Raw genomic sequence first — 24,746 nt, forward strand, 5'->3', positions numbered from 1 at the left:
TGGCGGCAGAATAACGCCGCGACGGGTCCATGACCATGGGGGCAGCGCACCGGCTGCAAGGCCGGCATCGGCCCGCGGGCCTGCCCTGCGCCTTAGAGCGCCGGCAGGCCCAGGGTGGCGGCGCAGTGCTCCAGGGAGCGCTGCTGGGTCTGGGCGTAGAGCTGCAGTTCGTCGAGGGTGGGGCGGCCCAGGGCGGCTTCGAACGCCTGGCGGTTGGATTGCCCGGCGTAGTGGCTCTGGCTGTCGTCCCCCAGGTTGGACTGGAAGATCCCGGCGGCGCTGACCGGCAGGAAATCTTCATACACCAGGGGTTCGGCGCTCAGGTGCCCGGCCGCCAGCAGCGCTGCCAGGGTGGTGGGCCGCTGGGGCTGGTTGCGCGCGGCCAGCCCGGTTTCGCTGACGAAGTAGCGAAAGTAGGCCAGGCCCTGTTCGCGCATGGCTGGGTGGCTGTCGGGAAATTCCCTGAAGTGCTCTTGCATCAGTTGGTTGTAGCGTTGGGCATTGGCTTCGTTGGGGAAGTCGCCCAGGGCGTCGCGGGCGGCGTTCAGCAGGCGGTCGTAGAGCTCGCGGCCCTTGGGGGTCAGGGCCGCGCCGCGCTGTTCGATCTCGCCGAAACGCGCGCTGTGGCTGCCCTGGCTCTGGGCCTGGTCGGTGAAGGCCACGGACTCCTCCAGGGCCTTGAAGCTGGTCTGGCGCAGCAGGATCGGGCATTCCCGGCGCGGCGGGCCTTCGATCACCGCCTTGGGGGTGATGCCGCGGGCAGGCATCAGCCGTTGCACTTCATCGATGTCCAGGGTGCGCGGGGTCAGGTGGTTGATGTGCGGGCCCTTGAAGGCCACCACGTCGGCGATCAGCCGGTGCTGGGCGCTGAGGCTGGCGTACTGGGCGGCGGTCACCGTGGCGTGGTGGTGCCAGCGGAAGGTTTCCAGGGCCTGGCGGATAAAGCGCTCGGCGTCTTCGGCGTCCAGGCCTCCGGCAGCCTCGGCCTGCTGGATCAGTTCCAGCACCTGGGGGGTGAAGATCTGGCGCCGGGCCAGGACCTGTTCGGCAAAGCTGCGCAGCTCCGGGTTGTCGATCAGCTCCAGGCGCAGCAGCGAGGTGAAGACCCGGAACGGGCTGACTTGCAGGGCCGCTTCGTGCACCGCGCGAAAGGCCGTGGAATGCACCGGCACCCCGGCGGGGGTCAGGTCGTAGTAGCCCACCGGCTGCATGCCCATCACCGCGAACAGCCGGGCCAGGGTCGCCAGCTCGGCGGCGCTGCCGACGCGGATCGCGCCGTGGCGCTCCAGGTCCAGGCGCTGCAGTTCACCGCTGCTCTGCAGGTGCCGGGCAAGTGCCGCCTGCCGCTCCAGGACCTGGGCGTTGACTTCGGCCACCAGCTCCATCAGGGCGCCGTAGAGCGGCACCTCCTCGCGGTACATGTCCGACATCGCCCGGGAAAATCCCTGGCGGATCAGGTCCGGGCTGACGAAGTGCTGGTTGCTCATGAACAGGCTTCCCGTGGCAGAGGGGCGAGGCGTGAAAGGGCGGATCGGCCTCGATTCTGCTGGGCCTGCCCGAGGCTGACAAACGAAGTTTCCTCTGAACTTCATTCTGCAAATGAATGCATGAGCGGGCCGCTGTCAGTGCCGCTGGCGTTCCAGGAACTGCTGGTACAGCCGGGCACTGCGCACCGGGCGTTCGACCATGGGCATATGCCCGATGCCCTCCCAGAGTTGCACCTGGGCCTGGGGCAGGCCCTTGGCCCAGACCTGGGCGCTGCTGGGGTGCAGCAGGCGGTCCTCGCGGCCCCAGAGCAGCAGGGTCGGGGCCTGGATCTTCGCCAGCTCGGGCTCCATGGGCGGGCTGGCCTGGAGCTCGGCGAAGATCCGCGCCAGTTGCCCGCGGCGCGCCTGATAGCGTTCGGCGATGGCCGCCAGCACTGCTTCGGGCACCCAGGGCGGGGTGGCCATGGTCAGGCTGTAGAAGTGCTGGAAGTCGGCGCGGGAGCGGACCAGGAAGGGGTTCTTGCCCTGTTCCAGCAGGTGCTGCAGGTCGCTGGTCTCGGGGGCTTCGACGCCGGCCGGGTCGAACAGCGCCAGGCCGCTGATCCGTTGCGGGGCATGGGCGGCCAGCCAGGCGGCGATATAGCCGCCCATGGAGTTGCCGATCACCTGCACCCGCTGGATGCCGCAGGCGTCGAGCAAGCGCAAAAGGCGCTGGGCCTGGGCCGGAACGCGGTAGTCCTGGTGGGCGGCATAGGCGGTTTCGCCATGGCCGCCCAGGTCCGGGATCAGCAACCGGTAGTCGCGGTTGAAGTGCCGGGCAAAACGCAGCCAGATGCTCTTGTCCGCGCTCAGGCCGTGCAGCAGCAGGATCACCGGCGCCTGGGCCGGGCCGCCCTGGTAGGTCATCAGGGTCTCTTCGCCGATCTGCACCGGGACTTTCTGCAGTCGGTACAGGCGTGCTTCCAGGGCCACGCTGGCGTCGTACAGCAGGTGGCCGATGCGCGGGTAGGTGCGGTAGCACCAGAGTGCGGCAAGGAGCAGCAGGACCAGGATCACCAGCATCGGTGGCCTCCAGGGGCAGGGTGGATCGGCTCAGGGGCGGCGCGCGCCGTGCTCGCCACTGCGAAGTCGGTTATCGGCCGCCCCTCAGTTATAGCCAAATATTCCCCACCTGCTGGCGCTGGCAGGCCGAAACTGGGCGTTGGCAGTGATGGCGCTTTGAAACGCGACTGATAGACTTTCACCGGTTGCTTGCCACCCGCTCGTTCCACCTTTACCCATTGCTGATCGGAGGCGACTTGCTCCCTGCGCAGGACACCAGAGGGAAGGGACTGTCATTGGCCAGGAGGCTTTATCGGTCACGGACCCTGGGCCTGGCCCTGGGGTTTTTCTGCGTGGCCGCGGGGATGGCGCCCCTGCAACCGGCGCCCTGGGTCTGGGGCTTCATGCTGTTCAATGCATTTGCCTGGCCGCACCTGGCCTACCAATGGGCGCGGTTGGCCCGGGTGCCGTTTCGTGCCGAGTACCGCAACTTGCTGGTGGATTCGCTGCTGGGGGGCTTCTGGGTCGGCGCCATGCACTTCAATCCGCTGCCGCTGGCCACCACCCTGGGGATGATGGCCATGAACAACATGGCCCTGGGCGGATTACGTTTCTTCCTCGCCGGCAGTGCGGCCCAAGTGCTGGGCATGGGCGTTGCCCTGTGGCTGTTCGGGCCGGCGTTTGTCGCCCAGACCACCCCCGAGCAGGTGTATGCCTGCCTGCCGATGCTGACCCTGTACCCGCTGGCCCTGGGCTACATCTGCTATCAGCAGGCGGTGACCCTGGGCCGGCACAAGCGTGAGCTGCTGGCCCTGAGCCGCACCGACAGCCTGACCGGGCTGCTCAACCATGGCGCCTGGAAGGACCAGTTGGAGATCGAGTTCCAGCGCTGCCAGCGCCAGGCCCATGGTGGCGCCATCGCCCTGATCGACATCGACCACTTCAAGGCCATCAATGACACCTACGGCCATGTGGCCGGGGATGTGGTGCTGCGCCAGTTGAGCAAGCTGCTGCGCCAGAACCTGCGGGTCAGCGACCAGGCCGGGCGTTATGGCGGCGACGAGTTCTGCGTGATCCTGCCGGACGTGCCCCTGGCCCATGCCGCCGAACTGATGGAGGCCCTGCGCGGTCGTTTTGGGGCCCTGGGCTATGAACAGAGCCCGGCGCTGCAGGTCAGCCTGAGCATCGGCCTGGCGGCCTTCAACCCCCTGCACGACGACGCCATGGGCTGGCTCAACGATGCCGACCAGGCCCTGTATGCGGCCAAGACCTGCGGCCGCAACAACGTCACCTGCCACCCGCCGGAGCAGCCGTCCAGGCGTTTGCTCAACTCCCTGTAGCCGCTGTTCCTTGTGTCCCGCGAAGGCGTCTGTGGGTACGCCTCGGGGTCGGAGGTGTTCCCTTCGCCGGCAAGCCGGCTCCTACGGGGGGCTCGCTGGTGGTTGTAGGAGCGGGCTTGCCCGCGAAGGCGTCTGTGGGTACGCCGCGGGGTCGGGGGTGTTCCCTTCGCCGGCAAGCCGGCTCCTACGGGGGGCTCGCTGGTGGTTGTAGGAGCGGGCTTGCCCGCGAAGGCGTCTGTGGGTACGCCGAGGGATCGGGGGTGTTCCCTTCGCCGGCAAGCCGGCTCCTGCGGGGTGTGGGGTCAGTCGTGGGTGGGGTGCAGGCGCCGGGCCAGTTCCAGGGCGGTGCGGCCGCTGGCGATGCCCGGCACCAGTCGGGCGAAGGGGATGTCGATCAGTCGGTCTTCGCGCACCGCGCGCAATCGCGACAGCACAGGGTCGCTGTGCAGCAGCTGGCGTTTGCGCCGGGCCGGTGACCACAGGGCGTCGGCCAGGAGCATGGCGTCGGGGTCGTTGGCCAGCAGGGTCTCGCTGTCCACGGTCAGGCGCGGGCGGTCGATGGCGGCAAAGCTGTTGCGTGCACCGGCCGCTTGCAGCAGCACGCCGACAAACCCGCGCTGGCCCTGGCTGGCCAGGCCGTTGACTTCGCTGTCCAGGTAGAACACCGAAGGCGTCGGGCGCCCGCGGTACAGGGCCGCGGCGGCCTCCAGGTCGGCATCCATCTGGCCCACCAGTTGCTGCGCGCGGGCCTCCTGGCGCAGCAGCCGGCCCAGGGTCAGCAGGTCGCGGCGGATATGCCCGAAGTAGTCCTGGTCATGCCCGGCGCAGGCCGATTCCAGCAGGTAGCTGCCCACGCCTATGGCCCCCAGGCGTTGCCGGGAGCTGAAGTTTTCCGGGAAGGCCGAGGCGAAGCCGCCCACCACCAGGTCGGGTTTCAGGCTGTAGAGCACTTCTGCCGACGGGTACTGGCGAGCGATGACCGGCACGCCGTGGTAAAGCCCTTCGGCCTGGGCCTGGCCATCGTCGTCCAGATAGGCGACGCCGATCATCGACGGCCCGGCACCCAGGGCCAGCAGCAGGTCGGCGCTGTGCTGGTTGAGGGCGACGATGCGCTGGGGCGGGCCGTCCACCGTCCAGGTCCGGCCACAGTTCTGGTAGCTGTGCGCCAGGGCCGGCAGGGCCGCCAGCCACAGCAGCAGGCCGAGCAGTCTGCTAGGCATCCGCCGTTCCTCCGTAGGGCGCGGGAATCCGTAGGTCCGCCACCGGTTCGCCCTGGACCAGGTGCTGCTGCACCAGGCGCAGCACCTCGCTGTCATCGCGCACCCGGTACCAGCAGCCGTCCGGGTGCACGGTGAGTACCGGCCCCAGGTTGCACGGGAACTGGCAGGCGGTGCGGGTCAGCAGCACGCCACCGGGCGTCTCCATGTGCTCCAGGCGCAGCAGTTCGCGGCGCAGGGTCTTCCACAGCGCCAGGGCGCCGCGCCGCACGCAGCGCGGGCCGGTGCACAGGAACACCTGGCGGGCATGGGGCGGCACCCGCGACCAGTCCGGGTCGCTCTGCACCGCGTTGACGTTGTCGCAGGCCAGGTGGCGCTCGCGCTGGCCGATGCTGGCGCAGGCCAGGGCCGCGTCCAGCCCGCGCCGGCCCAGGGCCTGGGCGGTGATCCACAGCCGCGGTGCCTGGGGGTGGGCCTGGGCCAGGCGCCCCAGCTCATCGCGCAGCCAGTCCAGGTAGGCACTGTCGGAGCTGGGTTCCAGGTCCACCACCAGCAGCTTCGCGCCGTCCTCGGGCAGGGCTTCGCCCAGCGCCGCCCAGAGGCTGTCGAAGCCGTCCAGGGTGTCGATCACCCGGGTGTCGGCGCCGTCGCCGCGCAGGGCCTGGAGCTCCTTGCGAAAGGCTTCGCCGAGGGCGCCGCCGTGCAGGCCGGGGCCGACGAACAGCACCCGTTGATAGTTCTCATGCATGTCGGTCGGCCTCAGAAGCGGTAGGTGTAGCGCACTTCGGTGGTGAAGGGGCGCCCCAGGTTGTCCACCGAGGGCGAGGTGCTGGTCATGCTGGTGCTGTAGTCGCGGTCGAACAGGTTCTCCACCAGCAGGCTCAGGCGGTGCTGCTGGGCCGTATCCAGGTAGCGATAGGCATCGGCGTCGACCACCGAATAGTGGCCGTAGTCGACGTTCTTCGGGCTGTCGATCTGGCCGATGTAGCGGACCGCACCACCCACGCCCCACATCCGGTCCGGGGCTTCGAAGCCCAGCCGCGAACGGGCGAAGAAACCGGGGATGTTGCTCAGGGTCACGCCGTTGCGCGACTCCAACAGGTTGCGGGTCATGTCCGCCTGCAGGGTCCATTGCGGGCTGAACTGCCAGCGCCCGTCGAGTTCGATGCCGCGCACCTTGATCCGGCCCTGGCCGTTGCTCCAGACATCGTTGGCGTCGAGGGTGATCAGGTCGTCGATCTTGCGGTGGAAGGCGCTGACGCTGGCGTTGAATTCGCCGGCCAGCAGGCTGCCCTTGTAGTCCAGGCCGAGCTCGGCATTGAGGCTCTTTTCCGGCTTGAGGTCGGGGTTGCCTTTTTCGTAGTCCTCGTTGGCGTACAGCTGCTCGGCGTTGGGCAGCTTGAAGGCGCTGCCGTACTGGCCGCGCAGTTGCCAGTGGGGCGTCAGGTCGTAGAGCGAGGTGAGCATGCCCACGGTGGCGCTCTCGCCGCCGCTGATTTTCTCGTGGCGCACGCCCAGGCTCGGGTGCCAGTCGGGCAGGGCGTCGAACACCGGGCGCAGTTGGGTGTACAGGGCATTGGCCTGGGCCTGCTTGTTATCGATCTTCAGCACGTCGTCCTGGCCCTTGAACCACTGGTTGTCGGTGCCCAATACCAGCACGTGGCCGCCGTCCAGCTCGGCCTTGCCCTCGGCCTGCAGGCCCCAGTCGGTGAAGCCCCAGTAGTCGTTGTGGTTGCGCACCTTGAGGCTGGCGTCGTCGAGGCTGTCGATCCTGGTGTAGCGGGTGTCCCAGTCGTTGACATGGCCCTTGACGAAGTAGCTGAAGCCTTCGTCCAGGCGCTGCTCGAAGGTCGCGGTGGCGATCTGCTGGATGCGGTCGTTGGTGGTTTTCCGGTTGTTCACCGGGCGGGCGAAATCCAGGTTGGCGTCGCTGTACTGGTAGAACAGTTCCAGCCGCGAAGCGTCGCCAAGGCCCTGGATCGCCTTGGCGCCGAAGGTGGTCACTTCATAGCTGCGTTTCTTGTCCCGGGTGTTGGCGTTGTAGGCGCTGTTGCGAAATGGCTGGTAGCCATCGGAGACGTTGTGGCTGACATAGGCCAACAGCCCCAGCTCGCCCAGGCCGTTGCTGAGGATCTGCTCGGCGCGGGCGTCGCCGCTCCTGCCCATGAAACTGTCCAGGCCCAGGTTGACCTCGCCGGAGACGTCGCGGGTCTGCGGGCTGCGGGTGACGATGTTGATCACCCCGGACACCGCCTGTGTACCGAACAGCAGGCTCTGGCCACTCTTGAGCACCTCGATGCGCTCGATGGCGTTGGCCGGCAGGGTATCCAGGTACAGGCCGCCGTACAGGCGGTTGTTCAGGCGCACGCCGTCCAGCAGGATCAGGGTGTCGTCGTTGCGCCCGCCCAGCAGGGAGTAGGTGCCGTAGTCGAAGGGGCCATTCTTGGGCGCCACATACAGCCCCGGCACGTACATCTGCAGGACCCGGGTGATGTCGCTGCTGGGGCCGGCGCGTTCGATCTGCTGGCGGTCGATGATCTCCACCTTGCTGCCGTACCGGGCCATTTCGGCCACCGTGGTGGACTCCACCGAGGGGGCGGAAACAAATTGCCGGTCCAGCGTCAGGGGGCTGTCGTCCGCCAGCAGCAGGGGGCTGAACAGGCAGCCGAGCAGGGCGCCGCTCATGGTGCGGCGAGGTGCACGCCAGTCGCGTGCAGGCAAAGTGTCAGGTGTTGTCATTGTTGGTCTTCTCGAAAGTGTCTTCGGGAAGCACGCAGGAGAGGGTATCGGCCACGGGCACGCGACCATACCGGCCCATGCCCGCCCACCGCAGGATTGCCAAACAGACGTCACAGGCCGGTCTCCGGGCTTGCGAGTCTGGCGGCATTCGCCTTCCCATACCTTGGGTACAGTGGCCTGTTGAATGCAGCACTCGCTTACCGTTGCGGGGGCAGCACCGGACTTGCCCGAAAAGGGGCGCACCGGTTTCCCGTTTCACCTCCTGCACGGCGGCAGGAGGCACCTGAAACTGGGCGGCATATGAACATCCGCCCCGGCGTTCGTCAACGTTGCGCCTGCCGCCAGGTGTTACCGGATTCATCGCCCTGACGCCTCTGTAGCCACTGCCGAGCGCGCGAGGCTGCGCAAAGGCCCGCAGGGCCTTGCTTGGCAGTCTCATGTCGAGCGCCTCAGCGGTCTCGAGATTTCGCGCCCCTGCGGGCCGTGCTTCCGAACGCGGCCCGAGCCTGCGGCTGCGGCTACAGGAGCAGGGCGCTTTGCGGGGCCAGGTGCCGCTGTGCGTGCAGGGCCGTGCGTGACTCGCAGGCCAGCAGCGGCACCGCCCGTACCGAGTCGCCCGGCTGCAGTTGCAGGCGCTTGGCGGTCAGCCGGTCCACCAGCAGGCAACCCGAAACCAGGCGCCCGGGGGCGGCGGTGATGCGGCAGCTTTCCAGGCGCCGGTTGTGGATCAGCCACACCGGCGCCTGTGCGTCCGGAGTGCCCACCAGCAGGGGCAGGGTCTGGCTTTCGCGCACGCTGCGGATCTTCGCCACCTCGGCCTCGATCAGCGGCCCGCCATCGAAGATGTCGATGCAGCCCTGATGGCTGAAGCCTTCGTCGCGCAGGATGCTTACCGCCTGTTCGGTGCTGGCGTGGGCCTGGCCGATGGCGGCCTGTGCCTGGGGGCTGAGCAGGCAGGTGTACAGCGGCTGGCGCGGCATCAGTTCGGCGATGAAGGATTTGCTGCCGTGGCTGGACAGGCGATTGGCCTGCTGGAAACCCATCTTGAAGAAGTGCCGCCCCAGGCTGTCCCAGAACGGCGAGCGGCCCTGGCTGTCGAGCTGGCCGCGCAGTTCGGCCACCAGCTTGTCGCCGAACAGCCGGGGGAATTCGGCGACAAACAGCAGGCGCGCGGTGGACAGCAGGCGGCCGGTGTAGCCCTGGCGGTGATCGCGGCGCAGGAACAGCGAGCACAGCAGCGACTGCCCGGTCATCTCGTTGCACAGGAACAGGGTCGGGATGTGCTTTTCGATGCCCAGCACCGGGGCGCTGCCGTGGGTGGTGCCGACCCGGTAGTTGTAGCAGGGCTCGCGCAGGCCGATGGCGCCGCTCAGGCCGCAGACCCCGATCACCTGCTGCTCGTCATCTTCCATGACGAACAGGTAGTCGGCATCGGCCCGCTCCACCTGGTTGGCGAAGGCTCGCTGCGCCCAGCGCACCCGATGGGCCAGGCGCTCGGGGTCGGTGGACAGGTTGTTCAGTTCGCGACAGCTGCCTTCGAGCAGGCTCAAGACCGCCGGCAGATCGGTGACGCGGATCGGACGGACGATCATTGGCGGGCTCCTGGCAATGACGCCGGGCAGGGGGGCAACAGGGGCCGGTTCATAAGGCAACGCTCCGTACCGGCTCGCCCGGCGCCAGTTGCAGGGCCTGGAACATGGCCGGGTCGAGGCCGATTTCATCGCCCGGGGCGGTGTCCAGCGCCGCGACTATGGCGCGAAAGCCCTGCAGCCGCTCGTTGCTCAGCAACCACTGCTGGCCCTGGCCGCTCTGGGGGCTGGGGTAACTGGTGGCAACCCGGCTCTGGGCGATCGAGCGCAGTTGGTGGCTGCGCCCCTGAAGGGTCGGCCCGGCATCGAACAGGTCGACGTACTGGGTCGGCGCGAAGCCTTCGTCGATCAGGATCTGGCAGGCCTCCCGGGCATCCGGGTGAACCTGGCCGATGCAGTCCTGGGCCGCCTGCGCCAGCATCGGGATGTACAGCGGGTACTGGGGCATCAGTTCGGCGAGAAAGCCGCGGCCCTGCAGGGCGTACAGGCGCTCGGCCTCGACATAGGGCAGGTCGAAGAAGTGCTGGCCCACGGCTTGCCAGAACGGCGACTCGCCGTTGGCGTCGCTGTAGCCCACGATCTCGCTGATGCAGCTGTCGGCGAAGCGCTGGGGGTGGGCGGCGATGAACAGCAACCGCCCGCGGGAGGTGAGCTGGGCCAGTGGCGTACCGCCCAGCGGCGGGTCGACATGGAAGCTGCGCAGCAGGGTCTGTTCGCTGAGGTCGTGGCACAGCGACAGGGTGGGCACCCCGTGCTGGATGTTCAGCTCCCGGGAACTGCTGATGAACGGGCGGTTGCGCAGGCTGTAGAACGGGCTGGCAAAACCGGCAGTGGCGAGGATGTCCGAGCAGCCGCGCAACTGGCCGCTGTCGAGGTCCTCGAGCACCAGGAAATAGTTCTCCGGGCCCTGGCTGGCCTCGCTCTTGGCGAAGGAGGCCTGGGAATCGAGGATCTTGTCCCGCAGGCAGGTTTCGTCATCCACCAGGGAGGTCACGCCCAGCAGGCGTTCGCGGGCCAGGCGCCGCAGTTGGGGCAGATCGGATAACGCCACCGGACGCAAGGCCAGCATGGGTGTACTCCTGTATCAAGGGCCGCTTGCCCCGGGGGGCAGGCACTGGCCAGACATCACTGTCGGTTACCACGCAGTTCCATGGCCGCGGCATCCGGCGGCCAGTCCCCGGGCCGCTCTTGCTGGCAGCGCCGGGGTTGGCGCGACGCCCTGGGGCGCCGCGCGGGTGCAACTAGTGCTTGAGCGGGTCGGGCAGGGCGGCGCCGCTGCCCAGCTTGTTCAGCAGGAACAGGTAGACCAGCCCGGCAAGGATCCAGATGGCGCCGAGTTTCTGCGCATCCACGCCCATGTTGTACATGATGGCGCTGACGATCACGAAGCCGATCACCGGGCAGATCAGGTGGCGCACCACCTGGCCGGACTTCTGCCGGCGCCAGTAGAAATTGATCACGGTGATGTGCAGCAGCATGAAGCCGCTCAGGGCGCCGAAGTTGACCAGGGAGGTCAGGGTGTCCACCGAGTTGATGAACAGGTAGCAGATCAGCAGCGACAGCACCGCCACCAGGTAGATGCTGATGTGCGGGGTGTTGTGCTTGGGGTGGACCTTGGCCAGCACCTTGGGCAGCTTGCCATCGCGGGCCATGCCGAACAGCAGGCGCGATACCGCGGCCTGCGAGGTGATGGCCACCGCCACGCCCCAGGCCAGCGCCGTGGCCACTCCGGTGAGGGTCGCCAGCCAGCTGCCGGCGGCCAGTTCGGCGATTTCATAGAAGGCGGTGTCGGCGGACTTGAAGCCCATGCCGGCGGCCAGGTCGGTGGCGATCCAGGTCTGTACCACGAAGATCGCGCCCATCACCACCAGGGTGATCAGCGCGGCGCGGCCGACGCTGCGGCCCGGGTCGCCCTTGACCTCTTCGGCGAGCGTGGAGATGGCATCGAAGCCGAGGAACGACAGCACCGCGATCGAGACGCCCTGCATCAGCATGCCGAAGTGGAAGTTCTCCGGGTTGTACAGCGGCGCCAGGGTCAGCTGGCCGTTGCCGGCGCCACCGTGCAGGGCATTCCAGGCGTAGAACAGGAAGATCCCCAGGACCGCCAGTTGCGCCAGCAGGAACAGGATGTTCATCCGCGCGGTGAAGGTGATGCCGCGCAGGTTGACGAAGGTGGCGCTGACCAGGAACGCCAGGATGAAGCCGACCTTGGGCACTTCCGGGTATAGGTGGTTGAGCGCCATGGCCGCGTAGACGTAGAGCAGCGGCGGGATCAGCAGGTAGTCCAGGAGCATCAGCCAGCCGGCAAGAAAGCCCACATGGGGGTTGAGGCCGCGCTGGGCGTAGGAATACACCGAACCGGCGATGGGAAAGGCGCGGGCCATGGCGCCGTAGCTCAGGGCGGTGAAGACCATCGCCACCATGCCGATGATGTAGGCCAGGGGCACCATGCCCGGGGCTTCCTGGTTGACGTAGCCGTAGACCCCGAACGGGGCGATGGGAATCATGAAAATCATCCCGTAGACCACCAGGTCACGCAGGCTCAGCCCGCGCTTGAGTTCCTGTTTGTAGCCGAATTCTTCAATCTCCATGAAGCCGTTCTCCTTGAGCCTGTGTAAGTGGGTAAAGGCGGGGCCCTGCGGGTCGTCATTGACACCTCGGGCCGCGCTTTCGTGTTTGAACCTGGCAGGGTTTAAAGACACACCACAGCGGTTTTTCTAGTTGTTGTACCGGTCCTGCAAACAGCGTTTTGGCGCGCCGGGTGAGTCCTTCGGGGCGCGCCGGTGAAACCTTCCTCTCGCCGCGGCTACAGCAGCGGCGCCAGTGTATCGCTCCAGTGCTGCACCGCTTCAGGGGTACGCAGCAGATCGTTGCGCACCTCGATCAATACCGACGCCAGGCCACGGGCGTCGCCGTGCACCGGCACGGTCATGTCGCTCAACGGATCGATCTCGTAGGGCTGGTTGCCCGCCACCTTGATCGGCAGCCTCCACAGCCCTTCGAGGATCCGCGCCGCGTAGTCGGTGGCGCTGCCATACAGCACGCCGATTTCCAGCGCGCGCGGCTGCCCGTAGTAGACCGGGGTGAAGCTGTGGATCCCCACCACCCGCACTTCACGGCCCTGGGCCAGGCGCCGGTCGATGATCCTTTGCAGGCGCTGGTGAAACGGCGTGAACAGCTGCTGGCGGCGGTACTCGCGAGTGGCCTCGTCCAGCTGCTGGTTGCCCGGCACCTGATAGATCTCGCTTTGCAGCGGGATGCTGTCGGGGGCGTGGCGCGGCCGGTTGAGGTCGATCAGCAGGCGCGAGTAATTGGCCGCGATCAGGGTCGCGCCCAGGGCCTGGGACAGGCTTTGGGCCAGTTCCAGGGCGCCCGGGTCCCAGGCGATGTGTTCGCGGGCCGCCAGCGGGTCCAGGCCCAGGTCGTGCAGGGCCGGTGGAATGTAGTGGCTGGCGTGTTCGCACACCAGAATCAGCGGGTGCTCGGAGTCTTCACGGATCAGGCGGTAGGCCGGCTCGGTGTAGAACCCCAGCTCGGCGGATTTAGTACAGGTGTCCATAGTGCTCACAGAGTTGGGCAGCGGTCAGGTGCTCGGTCAGGGACACTTCCTTTTGTTTGACGGCGAAGTAGGTGGCCAGCAGGTCCTGGGGCAGGAACTGCAGCAGTTCAGTGTTGCCGCGCAGGCATTCCAGGGCCTGGGGCAGGGAGCCCGGCAGCGGCACGATGCCACTGGCCAGGCGTTGCTCGGCGCTCAGGTCCGAGGGGGCCTTGTCGGTCACCGCATTGAGCACCCGTTGCTGTTCGAGGCCCAGGCGCCCGGCCATCAGGATGACCGCCATGGCCAGGTGCGGCGAGGCGGTGGCATCCAGGGCGCGGAACTCCAGGTTGTACTGGGGCGCCACCGGCTTGCCGCCCAGGCTCAGGGTCGGGCAGATGCGCAGCGAGGCTTCGCGGTTGCGCAGGCCCAGGCAGGCGTAGGAGGCGCTCCAGTGATGGGGCTGCAGGCGCTGGTAGGAAATCGGCGTCGGCGCGGTGAAGGCGCACAGCGCCGGCAGGTGCCTGAGCACCCCGGCGGCCCAGTGCTGGCCCAGGCTCGACAGGTCGTCGCCACTCACCGCGTGGGGGTCGTAGAGCAGTGGCTCGCCGTCCAGGTTTTGCAGGCTCAGGTGCAGGTGCACCCCGTTGCACACCGCGTCGTCGGCAGTCTTGGGCGCGAAGCTGACCCGGTGCCCCAGTTGCCGGGCGATTTCCCGGGTGATCTCGCGCACGTTCACCGCCCGGTCGGCAGCGGCCAGGCCCTGGGTCGGCCGGCAGGTGATCTCGTACTGCTGCTTGCCGTATTCGGGGAGGAACATTTCCGGTTCGGCGCCGGCGGCCCGCAACGCCGCCAGCAGCCAGCCACCGAAGGCCGCGCCCTGGCGCTGGGCTTCCAGGGAGAAGGCCAGGTGTTCGCGCTGGCCGGTGCCGGTGTCGAGGTTGAATTCATGCTCGAAGGCCGCGGTGATCTGGATGCCCAGCTCGCGGTAGCGCTCGATTTCATTGCGCAGCAGGGTGCGCGGGCAGGCCGCCCAGGGCTTGCCGTCGGTCTCGCAGATGTCGGCGTGGATGAAATCCAGCGGCGCCGCGCTGGCATCCGGCCCGGCGCCGACACTGACCCGGCTGTCCAGGTCGGGGATCAGCCGCAGGTCGCCATAGGCGCCCCAGGGGTTGTCCTCGGCGATCAGGTCCTGGGGCGTCAGCGCGCTGTTGGCCGGCACCCAGCCGCAGCCGCCGACCTTGTAGCGCTCCAGCTCATCGCTGGGAAAGGAGCGGCCACGGGTGACGCCGATCAGGTCGGTGGTGACGATGCTGGTCATGGCCACCGGGGTCAGGGCCTCGATGCCCTGGCCCCGGCTCATCCGCGGATCTCCCGCAGGCGGCCGAGCACGGTGTCGGTGTCGGTGATCCAGCAGTAGCCCTTGATTGCGTTGAGGCAGGCCTGGTGCCGGGTATCGCCGTAGGTGGCGCAGGCATCTTCCACCAGGGTCACCAGGTAGCCGCGGTCGGCGGCGTCGCGCACGGCCATGTCCACGCACTGGTCGGTGACGATCCCGGCGATGATCAGGTGGCGGGTTTCCAGGTTGCGCAGCACGTAGTCGATGTTGGTGGAGTTGAACACCCCGGAGGAGGTCTTGGGCAGCACGATCTCGTTTTCCACCGGTTCGAGCTCGGCAATGATCGCCGCCTGGGGGCTGCCCTTGGGCAGGTGCATGTCCGACAGCTTGTGGTCCAGGGAGCGGTCACGGCCATCGGCGGTCAGGCTTTCGATAATGGTGTGCAGCACGTTCTGCCGCGCCTCGCGCACCGCCGCCAGCAGCCGTTGCTGGTTGGGGATCACTCGCTCTCGTGCGCGCTTGAGAAAGGCCTCGCCCTCGGGCCCTTGCAGGTGCGGGTCGAACTGCGGTTCAAGCCACGCCCGCTGCATGTCCACCAGCAGCAGGGCGGTGTGGTCGACGACGAAGGGCAGGTCCCGGGGCGAACGGTGGGGCAGGCTGAACATCCTTATTTTTCCTCCAGCACATGGGTAGCAAATTCCGCCCGCAGGGCATCGATGCCCTCCAGGCGTTGATCAAGATGAGGGCTGCGCGGGGTCAGGCAGGCGACCAGCGCCTCGACCTGGGCCAGCGCCGGCACCAGGGTGTCGAATGGCGACAAGGATTCCACCGGTGCACTGATGACCAGGTCCGCCAGCTCCCGCAGCGGCGAGGCATAGATATCGGTGAACAGCACCACCCGGGCGTTGCGTGCCTTGACCGCACTGGCCACGCGCATGGCCTGGGACTGGTAGCGGCGGTAGTCGAACAGCAGCACCAGGTCCTGGCGCTGGACATCGAACAGGCGGTCCGGCAGTTGGGCGTTGTCGTCAAGGAAGAAACAGCCCGGGCGCATCAGCCGCAGGTGGTTGAACAGGTAGAGGGCGAGGAAGCTGCTGAAGCGGCCGCCGAAGCAGTACACCGAATGCCGGCTGTCCAGCAGCCAGTCCATGAGCACGCGGATGTCTTCGGGCTGGGTCAGGGCCTGGGTGTCCTGCAGTACGCGCTGGCTGTCGGCCAGGTAGCGGCCCCAGGTATCGCCCTGGGCCACTTGCGAACGCGGGCGCAGCAGGGTGCTGGGGGAGCGCAGGCGGTCATCCATGTCACTGAGCAGGGCTTCCTGGAATTCGCCGTAGCCGCTGAAACCGAGCTTCTTCACCAGGCGCACGATGGTCGGATCGCTGACCCCGGCGTGTTCCGCCAGGCGTGACATCGGCCCCAGCCCATTGCGCGGGTAGTGATCGAGCAGGGCCCGCACGACCTTGCGCTCGGAGGGCGTGAGGTCGAGGGCGGGGTCGGTGATCAGGTCTCTGAGAGAGGGCATCGGGGTGCCTTGGAAAGTGATGTCGTTTTTATTTCATAAAATGGCGAAATGGATATTTATGTAATAGACGCTACATGTCTAGTGAATTTTCCTCTGATATCAAATTGCCCTGAAATGGGGCGGTTTCAGGTGGGAATCTGTTGTTGGCGGGGCGGGAAGCCACGGTGCGGGACGTAGGGGAGCGATCGCAACAGGGTCTGGCTTACGCCGAGCAGGCCGAATACAGTGGCGCGACCGCACCGGACAGGCACCGGCGTGCTGTTTTGCAATGAACCTTGGAGGCGGTTGCAGCAAAGATGTTGCATCTGCCCGGCCCGTGTAGGTTTGCCAATCGATAACGCCAGAGTAAACACCGTGCAGGCCACCCGTCTGACCCTGATCTGCCATGCCCGCACCGCCGCCCAGAAGCTGGCGCGTTTTCCCCGGGACGAACCCCTGGAGCTGGACTGGCAAGCCCAGGCCCTGAGCCGCGCCGGTGATTTCAAGCGCAGCGTCCGGGTGCTGTGCGGGCCCGAGTTGCGCACCCGCCAGAGCGCCCAGCTGTTCAGCGCCGAGCATGAGGTGCAGGACGCCTTGCGCGACTGTGATTTCGGCGCCTGGCAGGGGCTGCGCATCGATGAACTGCAAGAGCGTGAACCCGAGGCGCTGCAGGCCTGGCTCAAGGACCCGCAGCTGGCGCCACCGGGAGGCGAATCCCTGGCCCAGTTGTGCCAGCGCGTGGCGCAATGGCTGGAGGTCATGGCGCAGCGCCCGGGCCACTGGCTGGCGGTGACCCATCCGTTCGTCATCCGCGCCGTGCTGGTGCAGGTGCTGCAGGCGCCGCTGGCCAGCTTCAACCAGATCGACATCGAGCCCCTGTCCCGGCTCGACCTGAGCCACGCCGGCCGCTGGCGCCTGCGCCTGCCCGGCCCCCCGACGCCATCCCGGTAGCCGCTGCCGAGCCCGCGAGGCTGCGCAAAGGCCCCGGGGGCCTTGCCTGGCCATCTCCAGCCGGACATGCAACGGCCCCAGGCTACCCTTCGCCGCGCCGATGCCCGCCGCCCCAGGGGGCTACAGAAGCATTTCTCATCAGGCCAAAGCGCCGCATACTGGCTCGCTGGCAAAACAGCGAGAGCAAGCCCATGAAAACCCTCCTGGTGATCGGCATCGGCGCCGGCAACCCCGACTACATCACGATCCAGGCGATCAAGGCGCTGAACCGCAGCGACGTGGTGTTCCTCATGGACAAGGGGCCGAGCAAGGATTCCCTGATCGACCTGCGGCGCGAGCTGTGCGAGCGCTACCTCACCGAGCGGCCCTTTCGTTACGTCGAGGCGCAGAACCCCGAGCGCGAGCGCGGCGACGTGGACTACCAGGCCAGTGTGCAGACCCTGAACCGCGACAAGCAGCAGGTCTTCGAGCGGCTGATCAACCAGGAACTGGCGGACGGTGAAACCGGCGCTTTTCTGGCCTGGGGCGATCCGGCGCTGTACGACAGCACCCTGCGCATCCTGCAGCAGATCCTGGCCAGCGGTACGGCGTCGTTCGAGTACGAAGTGATCCCCGGCGTCACCAGTGTCCAGGCCCTGACGGCCCGGCACAAAGTGCCGCTGAACCGCATTGGCCGCTCCGTGGAAATCACCACCGGACGCCGCCTGGCAGCGGGGCAGGCCGGCTCCGCCGACAGCCTGGTGGTGATGCTCGACGCCGAGGATTCCTACCGCCACCTGCGCAACCAGGGCCTGGACATCTACTGGGGGGCCTACCTGGGCACCGCGGATGAAATCCTCATCAGCGGCCCCTTGGACCAGGTGGCCGACGAAATCCGCCGTGTGCGCCTGCAGGCCCGCCAGACCCATGGCTGGATCATGGACACCTACCTGCTGCGCAAACCCCAGGACTGACGCCCCGCCGGACCAGCGTCGCCCCCTCTACATCCCCTTCCTGCATTAATCTTCTGTAGGAGCGGGCTTGCCCGCGAAAGCGTCGGGATGGACGCCGCCGCCTCAGCGTCGTCCCCTTCGCCGGCAAGCCGGCTCCTACGGGCGCGGTGGTGTGGTGCTTTCCAGGCCGCGGCCGAAGCGTTCGCGGTACACCGACGGCGGTACGCCCACCAGGCCGCGAAAAGCCACGCGAAAGCTCTCCACCGAGCGATAACCGCAGCGCAGGGCAATGCTTTCGGTACTCTCGCTGCCGCTTTCCAGCAGTTCCCTGGCCCGGGCCAGCCGTTCATGCTGCAGCCAGGCCTTGGGCGAGGCGCCAGTGGCGTCGTGGAAACGCCGCAGGAAGGTGCGTTCGCTCATCAGCGCCCGGGCCGCCAGTTCGCTCACGCTCAGCGGTTCATGCAGGCGTTCCCGAGCCCATTGCATGACCCGCGACAGGTCGCTGCGCGGGGTACGGCTGACCGGGGCCGGAATGAACTGCGCCTGGCCGCCGGTGCGTTGCGGCGACATCACCAGGCGCCGGGCCACGCTGTTGGCCACCTGGGTGCCGAAGTCCCGGGCCACCAGGTGCAGGCAGGCATCGATACCGGCGGCGCTGCCGGCGGAAGTGATCAGTTGCCCGGCATCGACATAGAGCACATCCGGGTCCACCCGGATATTCGGGAAACCCTCGGCCAGCTCGCGGGCGTAGCGCCAGTGAGTGGTGGCGCTACAACCATCCAGCAGCCCGGTCGCCGCCAGAACGAACACCCCGGAGCAGATCGACAGCAGCCGCGCACCGCGTTGGTGGGCCTGGCGCAGCGCTTCCAGCAACTTCGGCGGCGGCGCCTGCTCGCGGCTGCGCCAGCCGGGAATGATGATGGTCCGCGCCTGCTCCAGCAGCTCCAGGCCCCCGTCGGCCAGCACCTGGATCCCGCCCAGGGCACGCATCGGGCCGGGGTCCACGGCGGCGATGGTTTGCCGGTACCAGGGGAAATCGAACTCCGGCCGGGCCAGGCCGAAGATCTCCACGGCAATGCCGAACTCGAAGGTGCAAAGGCCGTCGTAGGCCAGGATCGCGACCAAACCGGGAGGATTGTGCATTTGGCGGAAAGTTACCAGTCAGTGTCCGGGTCGCCACTTTAGCGTGGTGGGGCAGGGCCTATAAAGTCCTTCCCACCCTAATCGCAAGCTTCTGGAGACGCCCATGACCAGCCTGGTCCGCAGCACTGCCGCCGCCCCTTCGGCCATTGCCCTGATGCATTTTTGCAACCGCCTGACCTTTGAAACCGACTGTTCCGACGTCCACAGCAGCCAGGAGGCCGGTGAAGTGGATTTTGTCCTGGTGGATGTGCGTGGCCCCGAAGCCTTTGCCCGTGGCCATGTCCCCGGGGCGATCAATCTGCCCGGGCGCTTGCTCACCGCCGAACACCTGGCCGGTTATCCTCGCGACACCCTGTTCGTGGTGTATTGCGCCGGCCCTCACTGTAATGGCGCGAACAAGGCGGCGGTCAAGCTGGCGGCCCTGGAATACTCGGTCAAGGAGATGATCGGCGGTGTCACCGGCTGGCTCGATGAGGGCTTCCAGCTCAGCACCGGGCAACCGCGCCGCGAGGGAGCGGATCTGTCCTGCGCCTGCTGAAGGGCTGACTCCGCTGGTAGCGGCCTTGGGCTGCGGCTAGCGGGGATGTGTCGGTAAAAATGGCCCGTTCTGAGGCGAACGTCGGGATTTTCAGGGACAAACGCATCATGCCGGGGCGAGGGAGGAGGTAGAGGATCGCGGGCGCATATTTTTTATAAGTATTTGTCGCATAAACACAATTTGCATCCCGGGAGCCGCTCTAGACTGCTGGCCACTTCGATTTGCCCCCCAATCGAAACCAGCCAATAAAAGCCTCCGTCTCCTGGAGTTATAAATGAACAAGTTTGCGCTGTTCGGTGCCCTGGCACTGTCGCTGTTTTCCTTTACCGCTTCGGCCGACGAGGCCAAGCCGATCCGTATCGGTATCGAAGCCGGCTACCCGCCGTTCTCGATGAAGACCCCCGACGGCAAGCTCACCGGTTTCGATGTCGACCTGGGCAACGCCCTGTGCGAGCAGATGCAGGCCAAGTGCACCTGGGTCGAGCAGGAGTTCGACGGCCTGATCCCGGCGCTGAAGGTGAAGAAGATCGACGCCATCCTGTCGTCCATGACCATCACCGACGACCGCAAGAAAAACGTCGATTTCACCATCAAGTACTACCACACCCCGGCGCGCTTCGTGATGAAGGCCGGCACCAGCATCAAGGACCCGCTGACCGAGCTCAAGGGCAAGAAGGTCGGTGTGTTGCGGGCCAGTACCCATGACCGCTTCGCCACCGAAGTGCTGGTGCCGGCGGGCATCGACCTGGTGCGCTACGGCTCCCAGCAGGAAGCCAACCTGGACATGGTCTCCGGCCGCGTCGACGCGCTGCTGGCGGATTCGGTGAACCTCGACGATGGCTTCCTGAAAACCGACGCCGGCAAGGGCTTCGCCTTCGTGGGCCCGGAGTACAACGATCCGAAATACTTCGGCGGCGGTGCCGGCATTGCCGTGCGCAAGGGGGATCAGGAACTGGCCGGGAAATTCAACAAGGCCATCACCGAGATCCGTGCCAACGGCAAGTACAAGCAAGTGCAGGACAAGTACTTCGATTTCGACGTCTACGGCGAGTAGGCCCGGGCGTTGAAAAAGGTGGTTGCCGGGGGCCGGCAGCCACCTTTTTTGTGCGCCACTGTTTTATTCTGCGCCACGCCTTTTTCTGATCTCCGGAGTTGCCATGCAACGCATCGACCATTCCTTGCCCTGGGGCCACCTGGGCACCCAGCGCCAGCTCAGTGTGTTCCGCTTTGGCAGCGGCCCGCGCAAGGTGTACATCCAGGCCAGCCTGCACGCCGACGAACTGCCCGGCATGCGCACTGCCTGGGAGCTCAAGCAGCGCCTGGCGCAGCTGGAGAGCCAGGGGCGCCTGCAGGCAGTGGTCGAGCTGGTGCCGGTGGCCAATCCCATCGGCCTCGACCAGCAGGTACAGGGCAGCCACCTGGGGCGTTTCGAGCTGGGCAGCGGCAAGAATTTCAATCGCGCCTTCGTCGAGCTCAGCGGCCCGGTGGGCGACTTGATCGGCAAGCAACTGGGGGACGACGCCACGGCCAATATCGCCCTGATCCGTCGGACCATGGTCCAGGTGCTGGATGAGCTGCCAGCGGCTGATTCGCAGCTGCAAGCCCTGCATCGCTTGCTGTTGCGCCATGCCTGCGACGCCGACATCACCCTCGACCTGCATTGCGATTTCGAAGCGGCGATCCACCTCTATGCCTTGCCCCAGCACTGGCCCCGCTGGCAATCCCTGGCGGCGCGGCTCAAGGCCGGGGTGGCGCTGTTGTGCGAAGACTCCGGCGGCAGCTCTTTCGATGAATCCTGTTCCGCGCCCTGGCTGCGCCTGGCCCGGGACTTTCCGCGGGCGGCGATTCCCCCGGCAAACCTGGCCGCCACCCTGGAGCTGGGCAGCATGGGCGACACCCGGGTGCAGCAGGCCCGGGCCAACTGCGAAGCCATCCTGGGGTTTCTCGCCGAACAGGGGCTGATCAGCGGCGAGTGGCCGGCCGCTGCGCAGCAGTGCTGTGAAGGCATGCCCTTCGAAGGCACTCAGTACCTGTTCGCCCCCCACCATGGCGTGGTCAGTTTCCTGCGCGATGCCGGAGAGTGGGTGGAGCGTGGCGATGCGTTGTTCGAAGTGGTGGACCCCTTGAGCGATCGCGTCAGCACCGTGTGTGCCGGCACCAGCGGCGTGCTCTTTGCCCTGGACCGTGGGCGCTACACCCAGCCGGGCATCTGGCTGGCCAAGGTGGCCGGCCGCGAGGCGATTCGTGAAGGCAAGCTGATCAACGACTGAACCGCCACCGCAGGGGTCGATCGGGCGTTGGCTGGCCAGCGCAAGCTGCAGCGCGCCCACCCCTTGATCCGGCGTCACGCCCTGCGCCGGCCAGCCGGCTCCTACGACAGATGTGCCCATGCCCCGAGTATCGCTGTGCATCCGCCTGCTGTTCGCCCTGTGTCTGCTGGCGGCGACGTTCAATCACCTGCGCGCCGCCTTCGAGCATGGCCTGCTCTGGGATTATGGCTACGGCGCCGCCACGCCCCTGGCCAGCCGGGCCTTCTGGGGCTCCCTGACGCTGTTCGATCCGCTGGCGGTGCTGCTGCTGTTGGTGCGCCCGCGCTGGGGCCTGCTGCTGACCCTGGCAATCATCCTGCTGGATGTGCTGCACAACAGCCTCTACGTGGCGGCCCATGGCCAGTGGCTGGAGACCTTCTACCTGTCCCAGGTGGGGTTTGCGCTGGCGGTGCTGCTGTGCTTGCCGCTGGCCTGGCGCGGGCTGGGCAGATGAACGCTCGGGGCTGGCAGTGCTAGGCTCTGGCGACCCGTTTTTACCCCTTCAAGGAGCTACACATGATCCGCTACCTGGCGCTGTTGGCGCTGCTGGCCGCGCCTTGGGTGCAGGCCGCCGATGCACTGCACGATGACCTGCCGCTCAAGTACCTGGAGCAGGCCCCGGCCGAGCCGCGCAACCAGCCGCTGGTGATTTTCCTGCATGGCTACGGCAGCAACGAGGCCGACCTGTTCGGCCTTCGCCAGCGCCTGCCGGCGAGCTACACCTATGTGTCGGTGCGGGCACCGCAGACCCTGGAGGAGGGCAGCTACCAGTGGTTCCACCGCAAGGGCCAGGGCCCCTACGATGGTGTGACCAGCGAGCTGGCCAGCGGCGCCGAGCTGATCGGCCAGTTTGTCCGCGCGGCGCTGGCCAAGTACCAGACCCAGCCGGACAAGGTGGTGCTGGTGGGGTTCAGCCAGGGCGCGGTGATGGCCTATGAAGTGGGCCTGCGCCATCCGCAGTCGGTGCGGGGCATCGCCGCCTTGAGCGGGAAGATCCTGCCGGTGCTGGCAGCGCAGGTGAAGAACAACCCGAGCCTGCAGCGCCTGGGCATCTTCATCGGCCATGGCACCCTTGACCAGCGCCTGCCCTACAGCGATGCGGTGGATGCCCAGCGCTTGCTGCAGGGGTTGTCACTGCAACCGCAGTTCCATGCCTACCCGGGCCTGGGGCACAGCATCAGCGACGCCGAGATCGACGACCTCAAGGGCTGGCTGCAGGGGCTCAACCCCTGAGCCGGCACGGGGTCTACTGACCGAGGATCTGCTTCATCAGCGCGGTGTGGCCGGCCTTGTCGGTGGCCCGGGAAATTATCTGGATCACCGCCATGCGTGTGCCGGAGCCGGCAATCAGGGTGGAGTTCAGGGTCAGGCCGCCGCCCATGGTGGCGGTGCTGTCGATCTGGCGCACGCCAAGGCCCTTGAGGGTCATGTTCTTTTCGCTTTGCTTGCTGAAATCCGGCAGCGCCGCGGCCTGTTGCGCGAGAAAGCCGCTGACCGCGTCATCGAGAAAGGCGGCGTCGTTGTCCTGGACCTTGGCCCCATGGGGAATGGTGTTCTGCGCCGCGATCACCACGGTACGGGTGGTGGCGTTGGAATACAGGGTGCCGCTGGCGCCCTCGGTGCCATTGGCCTCGCTGCCGGCCGGCAGTACCGAAGCGCTGAACCCCTTGGGCAGGGTGAAGGCGAGCTTGCCGTCGAGGACTGCGACCTTCTCCCCCGAGGCCTGCCTGGCCGCGGATTTGCTGGCGGCGACCGCGTTCAGCGCGCCCAGGCCCGCCACGGCGGCGAACACCAGGACCAGGGCTTTTCTAGCGAAAGATGACATGCGCAATCTCCGGGCAGTGATCAAAGGCGCGCATCATCCCACGGCCGTTGCGGCCTGCTCCACAAGGATTTTTCAGCGCGACTCCGATGACGGCCAGCCAAGGCTCGTAGGAGCTGGCTGGCCAGCGAAAACTTCCGCCAGCCCGGTGCAAGACTCAAGAGCCCCTGCGCCGGCCAGCCGGCTCCTGCACAGTGGCTCGCAACAGCCGCTTGCTCAGCCCCAGGACCAGCATCGACGCTGCCAGCGCCACCGCGAAGGCGAGTATGCCCAGCGGGGGCAGGGCCAGTGCCAGGGCCAGGCAGAAGGCGGCGAAGGCGTACAGGCCGGTGGTCAGGGAGCGCAGCAGGACAGTGGTGAAGGCCACGCCACGACTCTGATGGGAGAACACCGCAAGGACGCTGCCAAGCACCGGGAACACCGCGAGCATGCCGCTCCAGCGTTCGCCGACGGTGCTGGCCAACAGGGTCACGGCCAGGGTCAGCAGGGCCCCGGCGAGCATCCGGTAGGGCAGTTTGTCGGAGCGCGGCCCAGGGCTGGCGGGCAGTTCGCCCACCGGCGGAAACAGCCGCGGGGCCAGGAGCAGGGCGCTGGCGGCGCAGAGGCTGGAAAAACCCAGGGATGGCGGCACCTGGGCGATGACCGTGGCCAGCAAGGCCCACACCAGGGTCGCAATGGCCAGGGCCCTGGGCCATGAGAAGCGCTGCGCGGCATGGGTATAGGCGACGCTGAAGGCGATCATCGCGAACACCGCCGACAGGGCCGCCACCGCGGCATGGGTGGCGAACACCTGGCCCTGCTCCAGGGCCAGGAACAGCAGGATCGGCCCCACCACCACGGGAAACCCCGCCAGCCAGCCAGCGACATTCGGGCCCCAGCGCTTGCTCGCCAGGGAGATCAACCACAGAAATCCGGGAACGGTCAGCAGTTTCAACAGCAGCATGGGGGCACTCGGCAGATGAACGGTGCGCCACGCTAGCATCCAACGAAGCGATTGGCGCGTATCTGCAGGCAGGGAAGTGGTCGGGAGGGAAGTGCAGGGTCGTTTTTTCTTGTACAGATAAAAAGTATTGAATCGATTAAAGGCATATTTGTACAAGTATTTGGGCTTAAAAGGCATTTTCCGCCGATAAAAATTGTACAAAAATTAAATTGTCGTATAGGTTTTTAAGGTGTGGGATGTGCTGATAGCTGCTCAGTTTTTCAAGGGGCGGCGCTCGCTCCCCACGCTTTTTGGGCTCCGAGGTCAGGCCCGGGTGGAAC

23 protein-coding genes and 1 riboswitch are annotated in these 24,746 nt (G+C 66.9%); of the genes, 8 read left to right on the top strand and 15 right to left on the bottom strand.

Going from position 1 to position 24,746, the window contains the following annotated elements:
• Positions 1-92: 92 nt before the first annotated feature.
• Entirely contained in the window at positions 93-1,487 is a 1,395-nt protein-coding gene (locus A9971_RS14330) for a VOC family protein (RefSeq protein WP_183000104.1), read from the bottom strand.
• 135 nt (positions 1,488-1,622) lie between these two features.
• The gene (locus A9971_RS14335; RefSeq protein WP_015635032.1) at positions 1,623-2,549 is read right to left on the bottom strand and encodes an alpha/beta fold hydrolase; all 927 of its coding nucleotides are present in this window, start codon (positions 2,547-2,549) and stop codon (positions 1,623-1,625) included.
• A 236-nt stretch (positions 2,550-2,785) separates the two neighbouring features.
• Between A9971_RS14335 and A9971_RS14340 the strand changes: the two genes are divergently transcribed.
• Positions 2,786-3,868, top strand: a complete 1,083-nt coding sequence (locus A9971_RS14340) for a diguanylate cyclase (protein ID WP_053151476.1) — start codon at positions 2,786-2,788, stop codon at positions 3,866-3,868.
• Positions 3,869-4,170: 302 nt separating this feature from the next.
• On the opposite strand, the gene A9971_RS14345 is transcribed toward A9971_RS14340, so the two are convergent.
• From A9971_RS14345 to A9971_RS14390, 10 genes are all read right to left on the bottom strand, one after another.
• A complete protein-coding gene (locus A9971_RS14345) occupies positions 4,171-5,088 on the bottom strand; it encodes an ABC transporter substrate-binding protein (RefSeq protein WP_015635034.1) in 918 nt (305 codons plus the stop codon).
• Entirely contained in the window at positions 5,081-5,833 is a 753-nt protein-coding gene (locus A9971_RS14350) for a ferredoxin (protein WP_145712927.1), read from the bottom strand. Before A9971_RS14350 ends, A9971_RS14345 begins: the two co-directional genes overlap by 8 nt.
• An 11-nt stretch (positions 5,834-5,844) precedes the next feature.
• Positions 5,845-7,770: a TonB-dependent siderophore receptor gene (locus tag A9971_RS14355; protein WP_183000131.1), complete on the bottom strand. Its 1,926-nt coding sequence runs from the start codon at positions 7,768-7,770 to the stop codon at positions 5,845-5,847.
• Positions 7,771-7,921: 151 nt separating this feature from the next.
• A riboswitch (cobalamin riboswitch) is annotated at positions 7,922-8,126 on the bottom strand.
• 216 nt (positions 8,127-8,342) lie between these two features.
• Positions 8,343-9,416 (bottom strand): arginine N-succinyltransferase, encoded by a 1,074-nt coding sequence (locus A9971_RS14360; RefSeq protein ID WP_011060539.1) that lies wholly within the window; start codon positions 9,414-9,416, stop codon positions 8,343-8,345.
• Between the two features lie 49 nt (positions 9,417-9,465).
• Positions 9,466-10,482, bottom strand: coding sequence for an arginine N-succinyltransferase (locus A9971_RS14365; RefSeq protein WP_183000105.1), 1,017 nt, complete (start codon positions 10,480-10,482; stop codon positions 9,466-9,468).
• Positions 10,483-10,654: 172 nt separating this feature from the next.
• A complete protein-coding gene (locus tag A9971_RS14370; RefSeq protein WP_011060541.1) occupies positions 10,655-12,004 on the bottom strand; it encodes an APC family permease in 1,350 nt (449 codons plus the stop codon).
• A gap of 215 nt (positions 12,005-12,219) precedes the next feature.
• The gene (locus A9971_RS14375) at positions 12,220-12,972 is read right to left on the bottom strand and encodes an N-formylglutamate amidohydrolase (RefSeq protein WP_011060542.1); all 753 of its coding nucleotides are present in this window, start codon (positions 12,970-12,972) and stop codon (positions 12,220-12,222) included.
• Entirely contained in the window at positions 12,956-14,311 is a 1,356-nt protein-coding gene (locus tag A9971_RS14380) for a glutamine synthetase family protein (RefSeq protein WP_183000106.1), read from the bottom strand. Before A9971_RS14380 ends, A9971_RS14375 begins: the two co-directional genes overlap by 17 nt.
• Complete coding sequence (locus A9971_RS14385; RefSeq protein ID WP_011060544.1) at positions 14,308-14,952, bottom strand: isochorismatase family cysteine hydrolase; 645 nt, start codon at positions 14,950-14,952, stop codon at positions 14,308-14,310. The genes A9971_RS14380 and A9971_RS14385 overlap by 4 nt, the downstream gene beginning before the upstream one ends.
• A gap of 2 nt (positions 14,953-14,954) precedes the next feature.
• Positions 14,955-15,809: a MurR/RpiR family transcriptional regulator gene (locus tag A9971_RS14390; RefSeq protein ID WP_011060545.1), complete on the bottom strand. Its 855-nt coding sequence runs from the start codon at positions 15,807-15,809 to the stop codon at positions 14,955-14,957.
• A 354-nt stretch (positions 15,810-16,163) separates the two neighbouring features.
• Here A9971_RS14390 and A9971_RS14395 point away from each other — a divergent pair, with 354 nt between their 5' ends.
• Positions 16,164-16,739 carry a histidine phosphatase family protein gene (locus tag A9971_RS14395; RefSeq protein ID WP_183000107.1) on the top strand — a complete coding sequence of 192 codons (576 nt, stop codon included), beginning with the start codon at positions 16,164-16,166 and terminating at the stop codon, positions 16,737-16,739.
• A gap of 191 nt (positions 16,740-16,930) precedes the next feature.
• Complete coding sequence (gene cobF / locus A9971_RS14400) at positions 16,931-17,692, top strand: precorrin-6A synthase (deacetylating) (RefSeq protein WP_015635042.1); 762 nt, start codon at positions 16,931-16,933, stop codon at positions 17,690-17,692.
• Between the two features lie 135 nt (positions 17,693-17,827).
• On the opposite strand, the gene ftrA is transcribed toward cobF, so the two are convergent.
• The gene (gene ftrA, locus A9971_RS14405; protein WP_183000108.1) at positions 17,828-18,814 is read right to left on the bottom strand and encodes a transcriptional regulator FtrA; all 987 of its coding nucleotides are present in this window, start codon (positions 18,812-18,814) and stop codon (positions 17,828-17,830) included.
• A 103-nt stretch (positions 18,815-18,917) separates the two neighbouring features.
• Between ftrA and A9971_RS14410 the strand changes: the two genes are divergently transcribed.
• The 5 genes from A9971_RS14410 to A9971_RS14430 all read left to right on the top strand — a co-directional run bounded on the left by A9971_RS14410 (position 18,918) and on the right by A9971_RS14430 (position 22,894).
• Positions 18,918-19,352 (top strand): rhodanese-like domain-containing protein, encoded by a 435-nt coding sequence (locus A9971_RS14410; RefSeq protein WP_011060549.1) that lies wholly within the window; start codon positions 18,918-18,920, stop codon positions 19,350-19,352.
• A gap of 274 nt (positions 19,353-19,626) precedes the next feature.
• Positions 19,627-20,406: an ABC transporter substrate-binding protein gene (locus A9971_RS14415; protein WP_011060550.1), complete on the top strand. Its 780-nt coding sequence runs from the start codon at positions 19,627-19,629 to the stop codon at positions 20,404-20,406.
• A 103-nt stretch (positions 20,407-20,509) separates the two neighbouring features.
• Positions 20,510-21,622: a succinylglutamate desuccinylase/aspartoacylase family protein gene (locus A9971_RS14420; protein WP_183000109.1), complete on the top strand. Its 1,113-nt coding sequence runs from the start codon at positions 20,510-20,512 to the stop codon at positions 21,620-21,622.
• A 118-nt stretch (positions 21,623-21,740) separates the two neighbouring features.
• The gene (locus A9971_RS14425; RefSeq protein WP_183000110.1) at positions 21,741-22,115 is read left to right on the top strand and encodes a hypothetical protein; all 375 of its coding nucleotides are present in this window, start codon (positions 21,741-21,743) and stop codon (positions 22,113-22,115) included.
• Between the two features lie 62 nt (positions 22,116-22,177).
• Positions 22,178-22,894 carry an alpha/beta hydrolase gene (locus A9971_RS14430; RefSeq protein ID WP_053157559.1) on the top strand — a complete coding sequence of 239 codons (717 nt, stop codon included), beginning with the start codon at positions 22,178-22,180 and terminating at the stop codon, positions 22,892-22,894.
• Positions 22,895-22,907: 13 nt separating this feature from the next.
• On the opposite strand, the gene A9971_RS14435 is transcribed toward A9971_RS14430, so the two are convergent.
• The gene (locus A9971_RS14435) at positions 22,908-23,486 is read right to left on the bottom strand and encodes a hypothetical protein (RefSeq protein WP_011060554.1); all 579 of its coding nucleotides are present in this window, start codon (positions 23,484-23,486) and stop codon (positions 22,908-22,910) included.
• Positions 23,487-23,640: 154 nt separating this feature from the next.
• Complete coding sequence (locus A9971_RS14440) at positions 23,641-24,426, bottom strand: hypothetical protein (RefSeq protein WP_183000111.1); 786 nt, start codon at positions 24,424-24,426, stop codon at positions 23,641-23,643.
• Positions 24,427-24,746: the final 320 nt, after the last annotated feature.

Origin of the sequence: Pseudomonas sp. UME65 (assembly GCF_014170225.1) — a bacterium.
In the GTDB taxonomy this organism is placed as follows: Bacteria; Pseudomonadota; Gammaproteobacteria; order Pseudomonadales; family Pseudomonadaceae; genus Aquipseudomonas; species Aquipseudomonas protegens.